At 66.9% G+C, this 16082-nt stretch carries 14 protein-coding genes; 3 read left to right on the forward strand and 11 right to left on the reverse strand.

The window, feature by feature from the left end; all coding sequences use genetic code 11:
- Positions 1 to 159: 159 nt before the first annotated feature.
- Both htpX and JCQ34_RS14060 read right to left on the reverse strand, forming a co-directional pair.
- Positions 160 to 1026: a zinc metalloprotease HtpX gene (htpX, locus tag JCQ34_RS14055; RefSeq protein ID WP_286398368.1), complete on the reverse strand. Its 867-nt coding sequence runs from the start codon at positions 1024 to 1026 to the stop codon at positions 160 to 162.
- A gap of 28 nt (positions 1027 to 1054) precedes the next feature.
- The gene (locus tag JCQ34_RS14060) at positions 1055 to 2326 is read right to left on the reverse strand and encodes an MFS transporter (protein WP_286398370.1); all 1272 of its coding nucleotides are present in this window, start codon (positions 2324 to 2326) and stop codon (positions 1055 to 1057) included.
- 80 nt (positions 2327 to 2406) lie between these two features.
- Here JCQ34_RS14060 and JCQ34_RS14065 point away from each other — a divergent pair, with 80 nt between their 5' ends.
- The 3 genes from JCQ34_RS14065 (at position 2407) to JCQ34_RS14075 (ending at position 5158) form a co-directional block, all read left to right on the forward strand.
- Positions 2407 to 2892: a Fur family transcriptional regulator gene (locus tag JCQ34_RS14065; RefSeq protein WP_142133005.1), complete on the forward strand. Its 486-nt coding sequence runs from the start codon at positions 2407 to 2409 to the stop codon at positions 2890 to 2892.
- Positions 2893 to 2899: 7 nt separating this feature from the next.
- The gene (locus JCQ34_RS14070) at positions 2900 to 4396 is read left to right on the forward strand and encodes a catalase (protein ID WP_286398372.1); all 1497 of its coding nucleotides are present in this window, start codon (positions 2900 to 2902) and stop codon (positions 4394 to 4396) included.
- A gap of 126 nt (positions 4397 to 4522) precedes the next feature.
- Positions 4523 to 5158: a DUF2461 domain-containing protein gene (locus JCQ34_RS14075; protein WP_286398374.1), complete on the forward strand. Its 636-nt coding sequence runs from the start codon at positions 4523 to 4525 to the stop codon at positions 5156 to 5158.
- Positions 5159 to 5242: 84 nt separating this feature from the next.
- Here JCQ34_RS14075 and JCQ34_RS14080 read toward each other — a convergent pair whose 3' ends face one another.
- From JCQ34_RS14080 to JCQ34_RS14120, 9 genes are all read right to left on the reverse strand, one after another.
- Complete coding sequence (locus tag JCQ34_RS14080; protein WP_286398375.1) at positions 5243 to 6805, reverse strand: APC family permease; 1563 nt, start codon at positions 6803 to 6805, stop codon at positions 5243 to 5245.
- A 175-nt stretch (positions 6806 to 6980) separates the two neighbouring features.
- Positions 6981 to 7388, reverse strand: a complete 408-nt coding sequence (locus JCQ34_RS14085) for a DUF779 domain-containing protein (RefSeq protein ID WP_286398377.1) — start codon at positions 7386 to 7388, stop codon at positions 6981 to 6983.
- Positions 7388 to 8410, reverse strand: coding sequence for an alcohol dehydrogenase AdhP (gene adhP, locus JCQ34_RS14090; RefSeq protein WP_286398379.1), 1023 nt, complete (start codon positions 8408 to 8410; stop codon positions 7388 to 7390). Before adhP ends, JCQ34_RS14085 begins: the two co-directional genes overlap by 1 nt.
- A 39-nt stretch (positions 8411 to 8449) precedes the next feature.
- On the reverse strand, positions 8450 to 9973 hold the full coding sequence (exaC, locus tag JCQ34_RS14095; RefSeq protein ID WP_286398381.1) for an acetaldehyde dehydrogenase ExaC: 1524 nt from the start codon (positions 9971 to 9973) through the stop codon (positions 8450 to 8452).
- A 135-nt stretch (positions 9974 to 10108) separates the two neighbouring features.
- Positions 10109 to 11470: a helix-turn-helix domain-containing protein gene (locus tag JCQ34_RS14100; protein ID WP_286398383.1), complete on the reverse strand. Its 1362-nt coding sequence runs from the start codon at positions 11468 to 11470 to the stop codon at positions 10109 to 10111.
- An 81-nt stretch (positions 11471 to 11551) separates the two neighbouring features.
- Positions 11552 to 12826 (reverse strand): glycosyltransferase, encoded by a 1275-nt coding sequence (locus JCQ34_RS14105; protein ID WP_286398385.1) that lies wholly within the window; start codon positions 12824 to 12826, stop codon positions 11552 to 11554.
- A complete protein-coding gene (locus JCQ34_RS14110) occupies positions 12826 to 13437 on the reverse strand; it encodes a TetR/AcrR family transcriptional regulator (RefSeq protein WP_286398387.1) in 612 nt (203 codons plus the stop codon). Before JCQ34_RS14110 ends, JCQ34_RS14105 begins: the two co-directional genes overlap by 1 nt.
- Before the next feature lie 59 nt (positions 13438 to 13496).
- Positions 13497 to 14963 (reverse strand): FAD-dependent oxidoreductase, encoded by a 1467-nt coding sequence (locus tag JCQ34_RS14115; RefSeq protein WP_434738951.1) that lies wholly within the window; start codon positions 14961 to 14963, stop codon positions 13497 to 13499.
- Positions 14964 to 15001: 38 nt separating this feature from the next.
- Positions 15002 to 15997 carry a DNA topoisomerase IB gene (locus JCQ34_RS14120; protein WP_286398389.1) on the reverse strand — a complete coding sequence of 332 codons (996 nt, stop codon included), beginning with the start codon at positions 15995 to 15997 and terminating at the stop codon, positions 15002 to 15004.
- Positions 15998 to 16082: the final 85 nt, after the last annotated feature.

Consider the following 16082-nt stretch of genomic DNA (forward strand, 5'->3'; position numbering starts at 1 on the left):
TTTTTCGACGCGCGAGAGGATCCTCGCTGCGCAAAAAGGCCGGCGCACCCGGGATTTGGGGTACGCCGGCCTTTTTGCGCGTCACAGGCGAATTCGCGCGTCGGCAGAACAGGGGCGCGTCGCAGGCGGCAGGGGACGCGTCCGACGGCGGGGTCCCGGCTACAGCTGCCGGCCAGCCATCCGCTCCAGCCGGACGATCCGGTCCCGCATGGGCGGGTGCGTGGCGAAGAGCTTGTTCATCGCCCCGCCGCGGAACGGGTTGGCGATCATCAGGTGCGAGGCGTTCACCAGCCGCTGGTCCTGCGGCAGCGGCGCAAGGCTGACGCCGCGCTCGATCTTGCCCAGGGCTGAGGCGAGTGCCAGCGGATCGCCGGTGAGCTGCGAACCGTCCTCATCGGCGTCGTACTCCCTGGTGCGGGAGATGGCCATCTGGATGAGCGACGCCGCGAAGGGTGCCAGCAAAGCCATGGCGATCATGGCCAGCGGGTTGGCGTTGCGCCGGTCGCCGCCGCCGAAGAACAGCAGCATCTGGCCCACCGAGGTGATCACGCCGGCAACGGCGGCCGCCACAGACGAGGTGAGGATGTCGCGGTTGTAGACGTGCATGAGCTCGTGTCCCAGGACGCCGCGGAGTTCTCGCGGGTCCAGCAGCTGAAGGATGCCCTCCGTGCAGCAGACGGCGGCATTCCGCGGGTTGCGGCCGGTGGCGAAGGCGTTGGGGTTCATCGTGGGCGATACGTAGATGCGCGGCATGGACTGGTTGGCGCGCATGGAGAGCTCGCGGACGATCTGGTAGAGCTGCGGGGCCTGGGCTTCGGTCACCGGGAAGGCCTGCATGGACCTGATGGCGATCTTGTCGCTGTTCCAGTAGCCGTAGAACGTGGTCCCGACGCCGATCAGCGCCATGATCCAAATGGGCGCCGAGCTGCGGGTACCGACGCCGATCAGGCCGCCAAGGCCGAGCAGCACGGCCCACAGCACGCCGAACAGTGCCGCGGTCTTCAGGCCGTTGTGATGGTTGTGCACGTTTCCTCCTTACTAAGGGAACGGCTTGCTAGGGCACCGGGTTCCGCGCATCGTACTTCCCGAAGCCCGGCTGCAGTTTCGCCGCCAGCCACGCCCCCGCGATGCACAGCACACCGCCGAACAGCAGGACCCAGCCCTCACTCAAAATCTTAGTCGCGCCGCCCGCCAGTAGGTCCCCGATCCGCGGACCGCCGGCCACCACCACGATGAACACGCCCTGCAGCCGTCCGCGCAGGTGGTCGGGGGCTGCGGCCTGGAGGATGGTGTTCCGGAAGACGCTGCTGATGGAGTCCGCGATGCCGGCGAGGGCGCAGCACACGGCGGCGGGCAGCAGCCACACGGTCACCGCGCCATCCGGTGCCGGGCCGGCGAGCAGCACCACCAGGCCGAACGCCCCGATGGATGCACCCCAGCCCATGACGGATACGACGACGGCGGTCCCCTGGCGGCGGACGCTGCCCAGCGGTCCGGAGAACAGGCCAGCCAGGAAAGCCCCGACGGCGGTGCACGCCAGCAGGATGCCCACGGTTGCCTCGCCGCCGCCGATCATCAGCGCCGCGACGGCCGGGAGCAGCGCCCGCGGCTGGGCAAGGACCATGGCCACCAGGTCGATGATGAAGGTCATGCGGAGGTTGGGACGGGTACCCAGGAACCGGAAACCCTCGATCACGGAACGAATCCCCACTTTGCTGCGGGTTCCGGCAGGAGGCATCGGCGGAAGCCGGTACACAGCCCAGAGAACGAAGGCAAAGCTGACGAAGTCGATGGTGTAGGTCCAGCCGAACCCGAGCCAGGCCACGAGCACGCCGGCCAGCAGGGGCCCTGCGGTCATGGCCAGGCCCATGGACAGCATGCTGAGCGCGTTGGCTGCCGGCAGGAGTTCCTTCCGGATCAGCATGGGGATGATGGCGCTGCGGGCCGGCTGGTTGATGGCCTGCGCCCCGCTCTGCAGTGCCACAAGCAGGTACAGCAGCCAGACGTTGCCCAGGTGCAGCCAGGCCTGCAGCGCGATCAGGCCGGTGGTCAGCCACAGCACCGCGGAAGCGAACAGGGCGATGCGGCGGCGGTCATGGGCGTCGGCGATGGACCCGCCCATCAGGCCGCTTATCACCAGCGGAACCAATGCGAAGATGCCCAGCAGGCCCACGTAGAAGCTGTCCGAGGTTAGCCGGTACACCTCCAGGCTCACCGCCACCAAAGTCAGCTGGCTGCCGACGGCGGACACGGCGGATCCGAGCCAGAGCCGGCGGAATGCGGGGCTTTCCTTGAGCGGCGTGACATCGGCAAGTAATTTCCCCACTCCGTAACACTAGCGGGACACGTGGAGAGGTTAGCCAAGCCTTATTGTGAGTTGCTCAAAATAAGTGTTTCAATGGAGCCATGACGGAGCACTTTGACGGCCAGGAAGCATGGGCTGCAGCCCTGCGCGCCCACGGCCGCAGGGTGACCAAGCAGCGGCTCGCTGTCCTCGCCGCCGTCGAACGCCACCCGCATTCCCCTGCCGAAAGCATCCTTGCCGCAGCCCGCGCCGAGCTTCCCGAACTGACGGCCCAGTCCGTGTACGTCGTCCTCGGCGACCTGACGGACCTGCACATGCTGCGCCGCTTCGAGCCGCCGCACTCCCCCGCCCTGTATGAAACGCGCGTAGGCGACAACCACCACCACGCCATCTGCATCAGCTGCGGCCGCGTGGAAGACGTGGACTGCGCCGTCGGCCACGCCCCCTGCCTCACACCGCACTGGAATCCGGACGCCAAGCCCATGACCATCCAGATCGCCGATGTCATGTACCAGGGCATCTGCCAGGAATGCCAGCAGGCCCAGCAACTTCCTCCCCACAGTCCCTCGCAAGAAAAAGAGAAATAGGAGAACAATGACTGCCGTTTCCACAACCCAGTCAGGTGCGCCGGTTACATCCGACGCACACTCGAAGTCAGTTGGTGCCGATGGTGCCATCATCCTGACTGACCACTACCTGGTGGAGAAGCTCGCCCAGTTCAACCGTGAGCGGGTTCCGGAGCGCGTAGTGCACGCCAAGGGCGGCGGTGCATTCGGCACGTTCAAGACCACCGAGGATGTTTCCAAGTACACCAAGGCCGCATTCCTGCAGCCGGGCCTCGAGACCGAGATGCTGATCCGCTTCTCCTCCGTGGCCGGCGAGAACGGCTCCCCGGACACCTGGCGCGACCCGCGCGGTTTTGCGGTGAAGTTCTACACCAGCGAGGGCAACTACGACCTGGTGGGCAACAACACCCCCGTCTTCTTCATCCGCGACGGCATCAAGTTCCCGGACTTCATCCACTCGCAGAAGCGCCTCCCGGGCACGCACCTGCGTGACGCCGACATGCAGTGGGACTTCTGGACCCTGTCCCCCGAGTCCGCCCACCAGGTCACCTGGCTGATGGGCGACCGCGGCCTGCCCGCCTCCTGGCGTGAAATGCAGGGCTACGGCTCGCACACCTACCAGTGGATCAACGCCGAGGGTGAGCGTTTCTGGGTCAAGTACCACTTCAAGTCCAATCAGGGCGTGAACTCCATGAGCTCCGAGCAGGCCGAACAGCTTGCCGGCTCCGACGCGGACTTCTACATCCGCGACCTGTCCGAGAACATCGAGGCCGGCAACTTCCCGTCCTGGGACCTGCACGTGCAGGTCATGCCGTACGAGGATGCCAAGACCTACCGCTTCAACCCGTTCGACCTGACCAAGGTCTGGCCGCACGCGGACTACCCGCTGATCAAGGTGGGCACCATGGAGCTGAACAAGAACCCGGAGAACTACTTCGCGCAGATCGAGCAGGCCACCTTCGCGCCGTCGAACTTCGTCCCGGGCATCGCCGCTTCCCCGGACAAGATGCTGCAGGCCCGCATCTTCTCCTACGCGGATGCGCACCGCTACCGCGTGGGCACCAACCACGCCCAGATCCCGGTGAACCAGCCCAAGAACCAGGTCAACAACTACAGCCAGGACGGCCAGGGACGCTTCCTGTTCAACGCGCCGTCCGTTCCGGTCTACGCCCCCAACACCTTCGGCGGCCCGGCTGCGGTTGAGCCGCAGAACGCGGCAGGCGGCTGGGAGAACGACGGCGAGCTGACGCTCGCCGCGCACTCCCTCCACGCCGAGGACGGCGACTTCGTCCAGGCCGGCGCGCTGTACCGCGAGGTCTACAACGAAGGTGAAAAGGCCCGCTTCCTGGAGACCATCACCGGCGCCGTGGGCGGCGTGAAGCGCTCCGGCATCAAGGAACGCGCCATCCAGTACTGGACCAATGTGGATGCCGAACTCGGCGCCAAGCTGCGCGCCAACCTCGGCGCCGACGCTGCCCCGTCGGCTCCGGCCTCCGATGCAGAGTCCGCCAACAAGATCGGCTAGCCAGGCTTCCTGCAGGCTGAACTGAAAGACCACCCCTCCACGGGCTTTTCGTGGAGGGGTGGTCTTTTTGCACATACGGTCCTGGTCCCCTGGCGTGCTCCCCGTGGGCCCTCCTAGGCTCCGTTCATGGACACATTTGCAGGCATTCCCCCGGAAGCCTTCCGGTTTTATGCGGAGCTGGAAGAGAACAACAACCGCGAGTGGTGGCTTGGCCACAAGGACGTGTATGACGCCGCAGTCAAGGAGCCGCTGGGGGCACTTCTGGCTGGGCTGGAGCCGGAGTTTGGTCCGGCCAGGCTGTTCCGCCCCTACCGGGACGTCCGCTTTTCGCAGGACAAGTCTCCCTATAAGACCGCCCAGGGTGTCTTTGCCACCCGGCAGGAAGGGGTGGGCTACTACCTCCAGGTCAGCGCCGACGGGCTGCTGGTGGGAGGCGGGTACCGTTCCCATACGCCTGCGCAGCTGGCCAGGTTCCGGGCGGCAGCAGACGCCTCGGGGAGCGGCACTGCCCTGCAGGAGATCGTGGATGCGATTGCGGCGGCCGGCTTCCGCATCGAAGGCGAGAAGCTCAAGACAGTCCCCCGCGGCTTCGACCGGGACCATCCGCGGGCTGAGCTCCTTAAGCACAAAACCCTGTATACGGGAGTGGAGCTGGGCCAGCCGGAGTGGACGGCCACGGAGGCTGCCGCGGAGGAGATCGCGGGCAGGTGGCGGCAGCTGCGCCCGCTCGTCGAGTGGGTGGGGAGGTACGCGGCACCGTGAACAGGATCGGATCTGCCGGCGGAAACGCGACTGCCCGCCCGGCAGAGGCCGGGCGGGCAGTTCAACAGCTGGGGAGGAGGGCCGTCAGGTGCGGCTCAGCTCGTCCTCGTCATCGGGCTCAGCTGCCGTGTGCGAAGCCTTGCCGGCGGTGCCGTTGACCGTGGCGTTGGCCTCGGCGAAGCGCTCGTTGAGCCGCGAGTGGCGCTGGCCGTAGGCGAAGTAGATCGCCAGGCCCAGGACCAGCCAGAACGCGAAGAAGATCCAGGTCTCCACGGCCAGGTTGGTCATCAGGTACAGGCACAGCACGGCAGAGACCACCGGCACCACCTTGCCGAACGGGACGCGGAAGGCAGGCTTCAGGTCCGGGCGCTTCTTGCGGAGCACCAGGATGCCCAGGCTGACCACCACGAACGCGGACAGCGTGCCGATGTTGATCATCTCCTCGAGCAGGTCCACGTTGGTGAGGCCTGCCACCAGGGCAACCGCGGTGCCGCAGATGATCTGGAGTCGGACCGGAGTGGAACGTTTGTCGCTGGTCTTGGACAGCGCGCGCGGCAGCAGGCCGTCACGGCTCATGGCCAGCACCACGCGGGACAGGCCCATGAGGAGCACCATGATCACGGTGGTCAGGCCCACCAGGGAACCAAAGGCAATGACCTTGGCGGCGGACGTGTCGCCCACGGCTTCGAAGGCGGTGGTGAGGGTGGGGCTCTTGGCCTGGGCCAGCTGCGTGTAGGACACCATGCCGGTCAGGGCCAAGGAGACCAGGATGTAGAGCAGCGTCACCAGGGCCAGGCCGCCGAAGATGCCGCGGGGCAGGGTCTTCTGCGGGTTCTTCACTTCCTCGGCGGAGGTGGCCACCACGTCGAAGCCGATAAAGGCGAAGAACACCAGGGCGGCACCGGCAAAGATGCCCATGGTGCCGTACTGGGCCGGGGCAGCGCCGGTCAGGAAGCCGAAGAACGACTGCTTCAGGACGTCAGCGGCGCCGGTGCCCGCGGTCGGCTCGGCCGCGGGAACGAACGGGGTGTAGTTTTCGAACTTCACGTAGGTGAAGCCCACCACGATCACGAACAGGACCACGGCGATCTTGATCAGCGTGAAAATGTTGCCCACCCGTGCGGAGAGCTTGGTGCCCAGCACCAGCAGCACGGTGAAGATGGCCACGATCAGGAACGCGCCCCAGTAGAGGTCCACGCCGCCCAGCGAGATGGCTGGCGGGATGTCCAGGCCCGTCAGGGCAAACACCTTGCTGAGGTAGATGCCCCAGTATTTGGCGATCACGGCCGCTGCCGTGAAGAGTTCAAGGATCAGGTTCCAGCCGATGATCCAGGCAAGGAGTTCGCCCATGGTGGCGTAGGTGAAGACGTAGGCCGACCCCGCCACGGGGATGGCGGTGGCGAACTCGGCGTAGCACATGATGGCCAGCGCGCAGGTGACGGCGGCAATGGCGAAGGAGAGCGTCACGGCGGGACCGGCAAAGTTGGCCGCCGCCTTGGCACCGACCGAGAAGATGCCGGCGCCGACAGCAACGGCGACGCCCATGATCATGAGGTCCCAGGTGCTGAGGGAACGCTTAAGCTTGCGTCCGGGCTCATCGGCGTCGGCGATCGACTGCTCGATGGATTTTGTCCGCAGAAGGTTCATTTGGGGGTCACAATCCTGGTTTGTGAGGGAAACAGACCTATCAACGATACGGTCCATCCACTGGACGGTCCCAATTGTCCCGAATAGTGAGACGCCCTTACGGCCGAACATTCTTCTGTGAACGACCTCGGGGCCCTCCGATTGGAGAGCCCCGAGGCGTTGTTGGTCGAACTTCCTAGGACGGCCAATCCATCAGCATTGACCGGATCAGGAAGCGTTTACCCTCAGGCGCTTCAACGGAAAATCCGCTGCCCCGGCCCGGTACGACATCGACGGTCAGGTGGGTGTGGCTCCAGTAGTTGAACTGCTCCCTGGACATCCAGAATTCCAGTGGCCGGGGCTGCAGCCCGTCCGCCAGGTCGAACAGCCCCAGCAGCACGTCCGAGTCACCCGTGATGAAGTCCCCTGCCGGATAGCACATGGGCGACGACCCGTCGCAGCAGCCGCCGGACTGGTGGAACATGAGCGGTCCGTGCCTGTCCCACAGCATCCGGAGCAGGTCCACGGCAGCCGGCGTGAGCGCCACCCGGGAAAAGTCTTCCCCGGGCAGCGTCACGGCGGCAGCCAACCCTTCAGCGGGCATCAGAACCTCAGCACCACGCGGCCGTCGATCTTGGCGTGCTTCATCTCGTCGAAAACCGCGTTGACCTCGGACAGCTCCCGCACGGACACCGTGGGATGGATCTTTCCGCGGGCATAGAAGTCCAGGGCTTCTTCAAGATCCTGCCGGGTGCCCACGATGGAACCGCGGACGGTCAGTCCCTTGAGCACTATATCGAAGATCGGAGCCGGAAAGTCCCCCGGGGGCAGCCCGTTGAACACGATGGTTCCGCCGCGCCGGGCCATGCCGATGGCCTGTCCGAACGCCGACGGGTGCACCGCCGTAACCAGCACTCCATGGCAGCCTCCCGTTTCCCGCTGGATCACTTCGGCCGGGTCCTCGTGCAGCGCGTTGACCGTGAGTTCGGCGCCATGGGCTTTGGCCAGGGCCAGTTTGTCGTCGGCGATGTCCACGGCGGCGACACGAAGCCCCATGGCCACGGCATACTGCACGGCTATGTGCCCCAGGCCGCCGATGCCCGATATGGTGACCCACTGCCCCGGCCGGGTCTCGGTCATCTTCAGGCCCTTGTAGACGGTGACGCCGGCGCACAGCACCGGCGCCACCTCGACGGGGTCGGATCCCGCCGGTATCCGGGCCGCGAACCGCGAGTCCACCAACATGTATTCGCCGAAGGAGCCGTCCACGCTGTAGCCGCCGTTCTGCTGCGCCTCGCACAGTGTTTCCCACCCGGTGCGGCAGTACTGGCAGTCGCCGCAGGCTGACCACAGCCAGGCGTTGCCCACCAGGTCACCGATGGCGAGGTCGGTGACACCGTCGCCGAGGGCCACCACTTCGCCCACGCCCTCATGGCCGGGAACAAATGGAGGGGATGGTTTGACCGGCCAGTCGCCTTCCGCGGCGTGGAGGTCGGTGTGGCAGACGCCGGTGGTCAGGACCTTGACCAGCGCCTGTCCGGGCCCCGGCTGGGGAATGGCGATGTCCTTGACCTTCAGGTCGGTGCCGAATTCGGTTACTACTGCTGCTTGCATTGTCGTCGTCATTGGCGAAATCCTTGCGTCGTTGTAGTGGTACGGGCTGGCCTAGAAGAAGCCCAGCTTGTTTTCGTCGTAGCTGACCAGCAGGTTCTTGGTCTGCTGGTAGTGGTCCAGCATCATGGCGTGGTTCTCACGCCCGATGCCCGAGGACTTGTAGCCGCCGAACGCGGCACCTGCCGGGTAGGCGTGGTAGTTGTTGATCCAGACGCGGCCGGCCTGGATTTCGCGGCCCGCCCGGTAGGCAACGTTGCCGCTGCGGGACCAGACGCCGGCGCCCAGTCCGTACAGGGTGTCGTTGGCGATGCCCATGGCGTCGTTGTAGTCACTGAACCGAGTCACGGCCACCACGGGGCCAAAGATTTCCTCCTGGAAGATCCGCATCCGGTTGTGGCCTTCGAACACGGTGGGCTGGACGTAGAAACCACCGGCGAGGTCGCCGGGGAGTTCGGCCCGCGCACCGCCCGTTAGCACCTTGGCGCCTTCCTGCTTTCCGATGTCGATGTAGGACAGGATCTTTTCCAGCTGGTCGTTGGAAGCCTGGGCGCCCACCTGCGTTTCCGTGTCCAGCGGGTTGCCCTGGATCATCTTTTCCACCCGTGCCACGGCGTCGGCCATGAAGGAGTCGTAAATGTCCTCCTGGACCAGCGCCCGTGACGGGCACGTGCAGACTTCACCCTGGTTGAAGGCGAACAGCGCAAAGCCCTCCTGTGCCTTGTCGTAGAAGGCGTCGTTTTCCTGGGCAACATCGTTGAAGAAGATGTTCGGGCTCTTGCCGCCCAGTTCCAAGGTGACGGGGATGAGGTTCTGGCTGGCGTACTGGCTGATCAGCCGCCCGGTGGTGGTCTCACCGGTGAACGCGATCTTCCGGATCCGGGAACTGGACGCCAGCGGCTTGCCGGCCTCCACGCCGAAGCCATTGACCACGTTGACCACACCGGCGGGCAGCAGGTCCGCGATGAGCTCCATCAGCACCAGGATGGACGACGGCGTCTGCTCGGCCGGCTTGAGCACCACGGTGTTGCCGGCAGCGAGCGCGGGCGCCAGCTTCCAGACCGCCATCAGGATGGGGAAGTTCCAGGGGATGATCTGGCCCACCACGCCGAGCGGCTCGTGGAAGTGGTACGCAGTGGTGTTGTCATCGAGCTGGGAGAGGCTGCCCTCCTGCGCCCGGACCGCGGAGGCGAAGTAGCGGAAGTGGTCCGAGGCCAGGGGCAGGTCGGCGTTGAGGGTTTCCCGGACCGGCTTGCCGTTGTCCCAGGTTTCGGCGACGGCGAGCATCTCGAGGTTCTCGTCGATGCGGTCGGCGATCTTATTCAGGATGGCGGCCCGTTCTGCCACGGACGTCTTGCCCCACGAAGGTGCGGCCTTGTGTGCCGCGTCCAGGGCCAGTTCGATGTCCTCGGCGGTGCCGCGGGCCACCTCGCAGAACGCCTTGCCGGTCACCGGGGTGATGTTCTCGAAGTACTGGCCCTTCACGGGGGCCACCCATTCGCCCCCAATCCAGTTCTCGTACCGGTCCTTGAAGGTGACCTTCGAACCGTCGGTTCCCGGCTGTGCGTAAACGGTCATGTGCTTAGCTCCTTTGCTGTGCAGAAGGCTGGCCCATAAGGGCGCTCGCCGATGAAGCCAGCGTAGGAGCAGGGAGGTTGCAGCAAGGTTGCAACGATGCGACGCAGGTCACAACAGGTGCCGGTGAGCCGGCTTTCAGGCGCGGAGTTCGGCTTCCAGCCGTTCCAGGTCGGCCACGACGGCGGCCCGCTTGGGTGAGCGCGGCGGCAGGAGGCGGAGCGCGGCACGGCGGATGCCGACGTCGTCCCTCGCCTCAGGCAGCGCAGCGTACTTGAGCAGGGACTCGGCGCTGCCATCCGTGAGGACAGCTTCCCGGAGCAGGGACGAAACCCTGTTCCTCAGGTCCACGATGCCGGGCGCCTCGGAGCGCGGAAGCACCTCGCCGCGGTATATCTCCAGGGCAATCCGGTGCGCACCGCGCTGCAGGCAGCTGAGCACCTGGCCGGTGTCCGGCACCAGGTCCAGCGGGAGCCTGTAGGGGCGTGAGCCGGGAACGGCGTCCGCGCTCAACTCCTGGATGACCTTGCGGAGGCGGACCATCTCGGCCCGGAGCGTAATGGTGGAACCCTCCCCCGGGTACAGCAGCGAGCCGAGCTCCTCGGCGCTGAGCCCGTCCGGGTGCGTGCTGAGCAGCGCAAGGATCTCGCTGTGCCGGGCGGACAGGGAGACCGTCCGTCCCCCCAGGCTGAGCAGCGCCTGGTCGCGGCCGAGCAGTTGCAGGCTGTTCCGGTAGAGGCTGCCTTCCCTGGCCGGGCTGCCTTCCTTGGCACCCAAGCCTCGGACGCCTCCGGAGGCCGTGGGCCGCCGTCGTACGGGCTTCCTGGCCAGTTCCGCGGCATGCTGCAGGCGCTCCACCCGCAGCTGCGCCTGGGCGGCGGCCACCGTTGCCTCCACCAGCGACAGCGTGTGCGGCGCCACCGCGGTGTCCGTGCCGGTGATGTCCACGACGCCGAGCATGGCGCCGGAGTCGGGGTCATGGAAGGGGACGGCGGTGCAGCTCCAGGGATGAACGGCGCGCTGGTAGTGCTCCGCTCCGGCGATCTGGATCCCCCGGCCCAGGGCAAGGGCGGTGCCGGGCGCGCTGGTGCCGACGCTGGCCTCGGACCAGTCGGCGCCGGGAACGAACATCATGCCTTCGGCGCGGCGCTGCAGGGTGGGGTCGCCATCCACCCACAGCAGCCGGCCCACCTCGTCGCCCACCGCAACCAGGAGCCCGCTGTCATGGCTGGGCTGGACCAGCAGTTTGTTGATGACCGGCATGATCGCTGCCAGTGGGTGCTGGCGGCGGTAGTCCTCCAGCTCGTCCCAGTCGAGGGCCAGCGGAGCCGCCGCATTGTCAGGGTTGGCCTTGAAGCCCGCCGAGCGCTGCCAGGACTCCCTGATGAGGTTGCGCAGCCCGGGGATCTCGGGGGCCGGCGCGCCCGGGTCCGATCCCAGGCGCTCGTGGCCGGCCAGCGCGGCACGCTGGCGCGGTTCTGGGTGGAGCAGGTTCGTCATCGAACTCCCGTTCCGGAGTCTTGTCCGGCGAGGCAGGGCTGGAGGGTGGCCCAGCCAGCATAGCCGGACAGCACCCCCGTGTCACCGGCGCACCCGGATCAGTTCCTCCAGTGCATCCGCCCCTGCCGCCGCTCCCCCGGCAGCGGCGTAGCCGGCGGCCACCCGCCGCGCACCCGGCGCCTTGCCCAGGGCCCGGTGGACGGCTGCCCGGAGCCGCTCCGGGGTGAGGTTTTTCCGGCTCAGCCGCACCCCGGCGTCGGCTGCTGCCACCCGGGCTGCCACCTCGTGCTGGTCGCGGCCGAACGGAACCACCACCACGGGCACTCCTTGTGCCAGCGCCTTCTGCGTGGCCCCCATGCCGCCGTGGGTGATGGCGACCGCCGCCCGCTCGAGCACAGGCCCGTGCGGGACGAAATGCTCCAGCCGCGCATTGGCAGGCGGCGGCCCGAACTGGTCCGTGCCGGCGGCTTTGGCGGCGCCCGCCGAGCCCGCCTGGGCTGCAGGGAGGGCAGCGACGACGGTGAAGGGCTCCCCGGCAAGTCCGGCCATGGCGGTCCGGACAATGGCTTCGTCCGCCTGGTACTCGGAGGACGTGGTCACCAGGACCACGGGGTGGGTGGCCTCGACGAGCCAGGCGGGAGGTTCGGCCGGCGGCTCCCATGCGAGTGCGCCGATCATCCGCACATCCGGGCCCCAGTCCGGATGCGGGTACTCGAACGGCTGCGACGTGGCCACGAGCATCAGCGGCGCGGTGCGGAACATCTCGTCCGCACCGCTGACGGGTGGAAGTTGGCCGGCGGACAGCTCCGCCCGCAGCGAGTTGATGTGCGGCAGCATCAGCTTTTCCACGGCGCCAATCACCAGGCGGCGGGCCAGTGCATCACGGGCCCTCCCCAGCGGGCCGGGCATGGGAGCCAGTCCCGGCCCGAACGGCGGGGTACCCCTTGACGGCAGCGGCGGGGTGTAAGGGCTGAAGGTGGCCCACGGCAGCCCCGAAAATTCGGCCTGAATGCGGGCTCCCCAGGCGTTGATGTCGATGAGCAGCAGGTCGGGGCGAACGTCAGCAATGGCCTGCTGCAGGTCCGGGGCGTCGAACCTGGCACGGGCCGTGAAGGTCTCCACGCTGGAAGCCAAGGCCGCCTTCGCGTTGTTGGCGCGGTAGTCAGTGGCCTCGACCGCGAGTATCCGGTCATCTACCGGTCCGGCATGGAACCCCGCCTCCAGGAGCAGCGGGACCTGCCGGCGCAGGGTACGGACGTGGACATCATGGCCGCGGGCCTTCAGCTCCTGGAGCAGCGGGACCATCGGGAAAAGGTGGCCGATGGCGGGAGAGGTGTAGGCAAGGATGGTGGACATCAGGGCCTCCGGACGAAGGGTTCCAGCATTTCGAGCAAGCAGTGGGCCACCTGGTCGCGGCTGAGCCCGGCATCGAGACGCAGCAGTTTCCAGGTGTAGACGTCGCAGAGGGCGACGAACTGGGCAAAGCGGCGCTTCCGCTCCACCCCGTCCGGCAGGAAGTCATCCGTCAGGAAGGGCGCGAAGACGCGTTCGCACCACTCCCGGTGGAGCTGCCGCCCGCCTTCGGTGATCTCGGCGAGGACGGAGGAGGTTTCCTCCTCGGCAAGCATCTTCAGGGCCAGGGCGCCAGTGGTTTCGTAGTGCTCCAGGAGATTGTCGACGGCGGCCGGCACGTCGCCGGGAGGAGCAGCGTTGCGCTCGCTGCCCACGCGGTCCATGGCGGCCGCGCTGCAGGCCCCGATGAGGCTTGCCCGGTCTCCGAACCTGCGGATGACGGTCTGGACCGTCACCCCGGCCCGCGCTGCAACGGCGCTCAGCGTGACGTCGGCGAGCGGGCCCTCCATGAAGAGGTCCTCGGTAGCCTGCAGGATGCGGCGCCCCGTTTGGGCGGCGGCGGAAGTCCGCTTGGGCGAATCGTAGGCCCGGCTCCTGGCCGCCGCCGTATTCATGTTAATCAGATTAACTCGAATACGGCCCGCGGGACAGGGCCCAAAGTCCCGGGATAGGGTCAGCTGCGCGAGATGCGGATCATGTCCTCGCGCGGCACCACCTTGACGCGTTCGCGCACCACGTGGTCCAGTTCACCAGGGCCGGTCCAGGCCGCGCCCAGGGCTGCCTCGTGCGCATCGAGCTTGTTCCACCCTTCCCAGGTGGTGTATTCGATGCCGCGTTCCTCAAGGAGATCGATGATGGCCTGCGGATCCGGGTTGCTGGCCGCCGGCAGGTTCAGCCGGTCCTCCAGCAGGAAGCCGATGGTCTCCAACGCGTCACCCTTGGTGTGCCCGATCAACCCGACGGGACCGCGCTTGATCCAACCCGTGGTGTAGACACCGGGGACCGGGTTGCCCTCGGCGTCCAAAACGCGGCCGCCCTCATTGGGGATGACGCCGCGCTTGGCGTCGTATTCCAGTTCGTCCAGGGCCGAGCCGTGGTAGCCAATGGCCCGGTAGACGGCCTGGACCGGGTACTCGACATACTCCCCCGTCCCCTTGGCGTTGCCTGTCCCGTCCAGCTGCATGCGCTCAAACTTGATGCCGCCCACCTTGCCTGTGCCGTCGTCGAGCACTTCAACGGGGCTGTGCAGGAAGTGCAGGTGCAGCCTGCGGGAGGAGGGGTTTTCGGATTCCGCGTGCTCCTCCACCAGCCAGTTGGTGAGGGTGTTCACCATGGTCTTAACCTGGTTGTTGGTGCGGATGGCCTCGTCCGAGGCATCGTCGAATTCGAAGTCCTCGGGGTACAGGACGATGTCCACGTCGTCCATGTGGCTGAGCTCGCGCAGCTCCAGCGGCGTGAACTTGACCTGGGCCGGCCCGCGGCGGCCGAAGACGTGCACGTCGGTGACGGGTGAGGACTTGAGGCCGCCGTAAACGTTGTCCGGGATCTCGGTGGTAAGTAGTTCCTCGGGGTGCTTGACCAGCATGCGGGCCACGTCCAGGGCCACGTTGCCGTTGCCGATGACGGCGATTTCCCTGGCTTCAAGGGGCCACTCACGGGGGACGTCCGGATGGCCGTCATACCAGGAGACGAAGTCGGCGCCGCCAAAGGAGCCCTGCAGGTTGATGCCCGGAATGTCCAGGTCCGCGTCCTTGACGGCACCCGTAGAAAAGATGACGGCGTCATAGAAGGCGCGGAAATCGTGCAGCGTGAGGTCCCGGCCGTAGGTCACGTTGCCCAGGAAGCGGATGTCCCCGCGGTCCAAAACCTTGTGCAGGGCGTTGACGATGCCCTTGATGCGCGGGTGGTCAGGGGCCACGCCATACCTGATCAGGCCGTAGGGCGCAGGGTAGGCCTCGAAAAGGTCGATGCTGACCTGGAAGTCCCCGTCCTTCACGCCGCTGGACTTGGTGAGGATGTCCGCAGCATAGACTCCTGCCGGTCCCGCGCCGACGATGGCAACGCGGAGGGGACGGTTGGCTGGGGTTTCGCTGTGGTTGGACACCGGGAGCCCTTCTGACTGGTCCTGCTCATGATCCATGAGGGTGCGCGGCATGGTGCAGCGCACAGTCCCCCATTCTAGTTGGCGGCCAGGGGCACAACCTTGCCTTCGCGGTACAGCAGCGCGCGCAGTTCGGCTTCCGCAGAGTCCGGCCGTTTCGGGTCGATGGTTTCGCCGTCGTGGTAGTGGTCCACCACCCGCGGATCCACATAGCTCTTCCGGGCGATGGAAGGGGTGTTGCCGAGCGTCTGCGCGGCGTCGTACATGGCCCGGCTGATGGCTCGCTTGCGTTTGGCGGCGGTGCGCTGCGGGCCGGTGCGGGCCAAACTTTCGGCGGCCGCCACCGTCCCGCGCAGCGTCCTGAAGTCCTTGGCCGTGAAATCGTCCCCGGTGCGCTCCTTCACGTAGGCGTTAATGTCCGCGCTGGTGACCGGGCGCCAGGTCCTGCCCTCCTTGTAGGCCAGGAGCCTGGCGTTGGAGCCGCGGCGCTTCAGCAGGCGCAGCAGGACAGCGAGATCGGGGTCGCGCATTTCGGACTCCCAGTCCTTGCCGCTTTTGGCCGGGAAACGCAGCAGGATCCGGTCCTTGCGCACCTGGACGTGGGCGCACAGGAGCGTGGCCAAACCTCTGCTGCCGTTCTCATTGGTGTACCGCTCGGAACCCACCCGGAGCGATCCGCTGTCCAGCATCCGGAAGGCTGCTGCCAGGACGCGGTCCCGAGTAAAGCCGTCGCTGCGCAGGTCCATGGTGACCCGCCGCCGGGCTGCGGGCAGGGATTCGGCCAACTGGAGGGAGCGGTCGAACTTCACCCGGTCCTTACGCTCGCGCCACTCCGGATGGTAGATGTACTGGCGGCGGCCCACCCCGTCCACGCCGGTGGCCTGGATGTGGCCGTTCTCGAACGGTGCAATCCAGACGTCGGTCCATGCCGGCGGGATGCCGATGCTTTCCAGCCGGTCGCGGATGGGACCGGGCGGAAGCGTGGAGCCGTCCAGGTCCCGGTAACTGAAGCCCTTGCCGGCGGCCACCCTGCGGTAGCCGCGGCCCGAGGCATTGCTGCGCCGGAGCCTCATGGGGCGGGCTTCGGCAGAGGCGCACGTGTCATGAAAGCAAGCCTACTGACTATTTTCCGGATTGCCGCCTGCCTGCTGGAATACC

The sequence above is a fragment of the Pseudarthrobacter defluvii genome (genome assembly GCF_030323865.1).
In the GTDB taxonomy this organism is placed as follows: domain Bacteria; phylum Actinomycetota; class Actinomycetes; order Actinomycetales; family Micrococcaceae; genus Arthrobacter; species Arthrobacter sedimenti.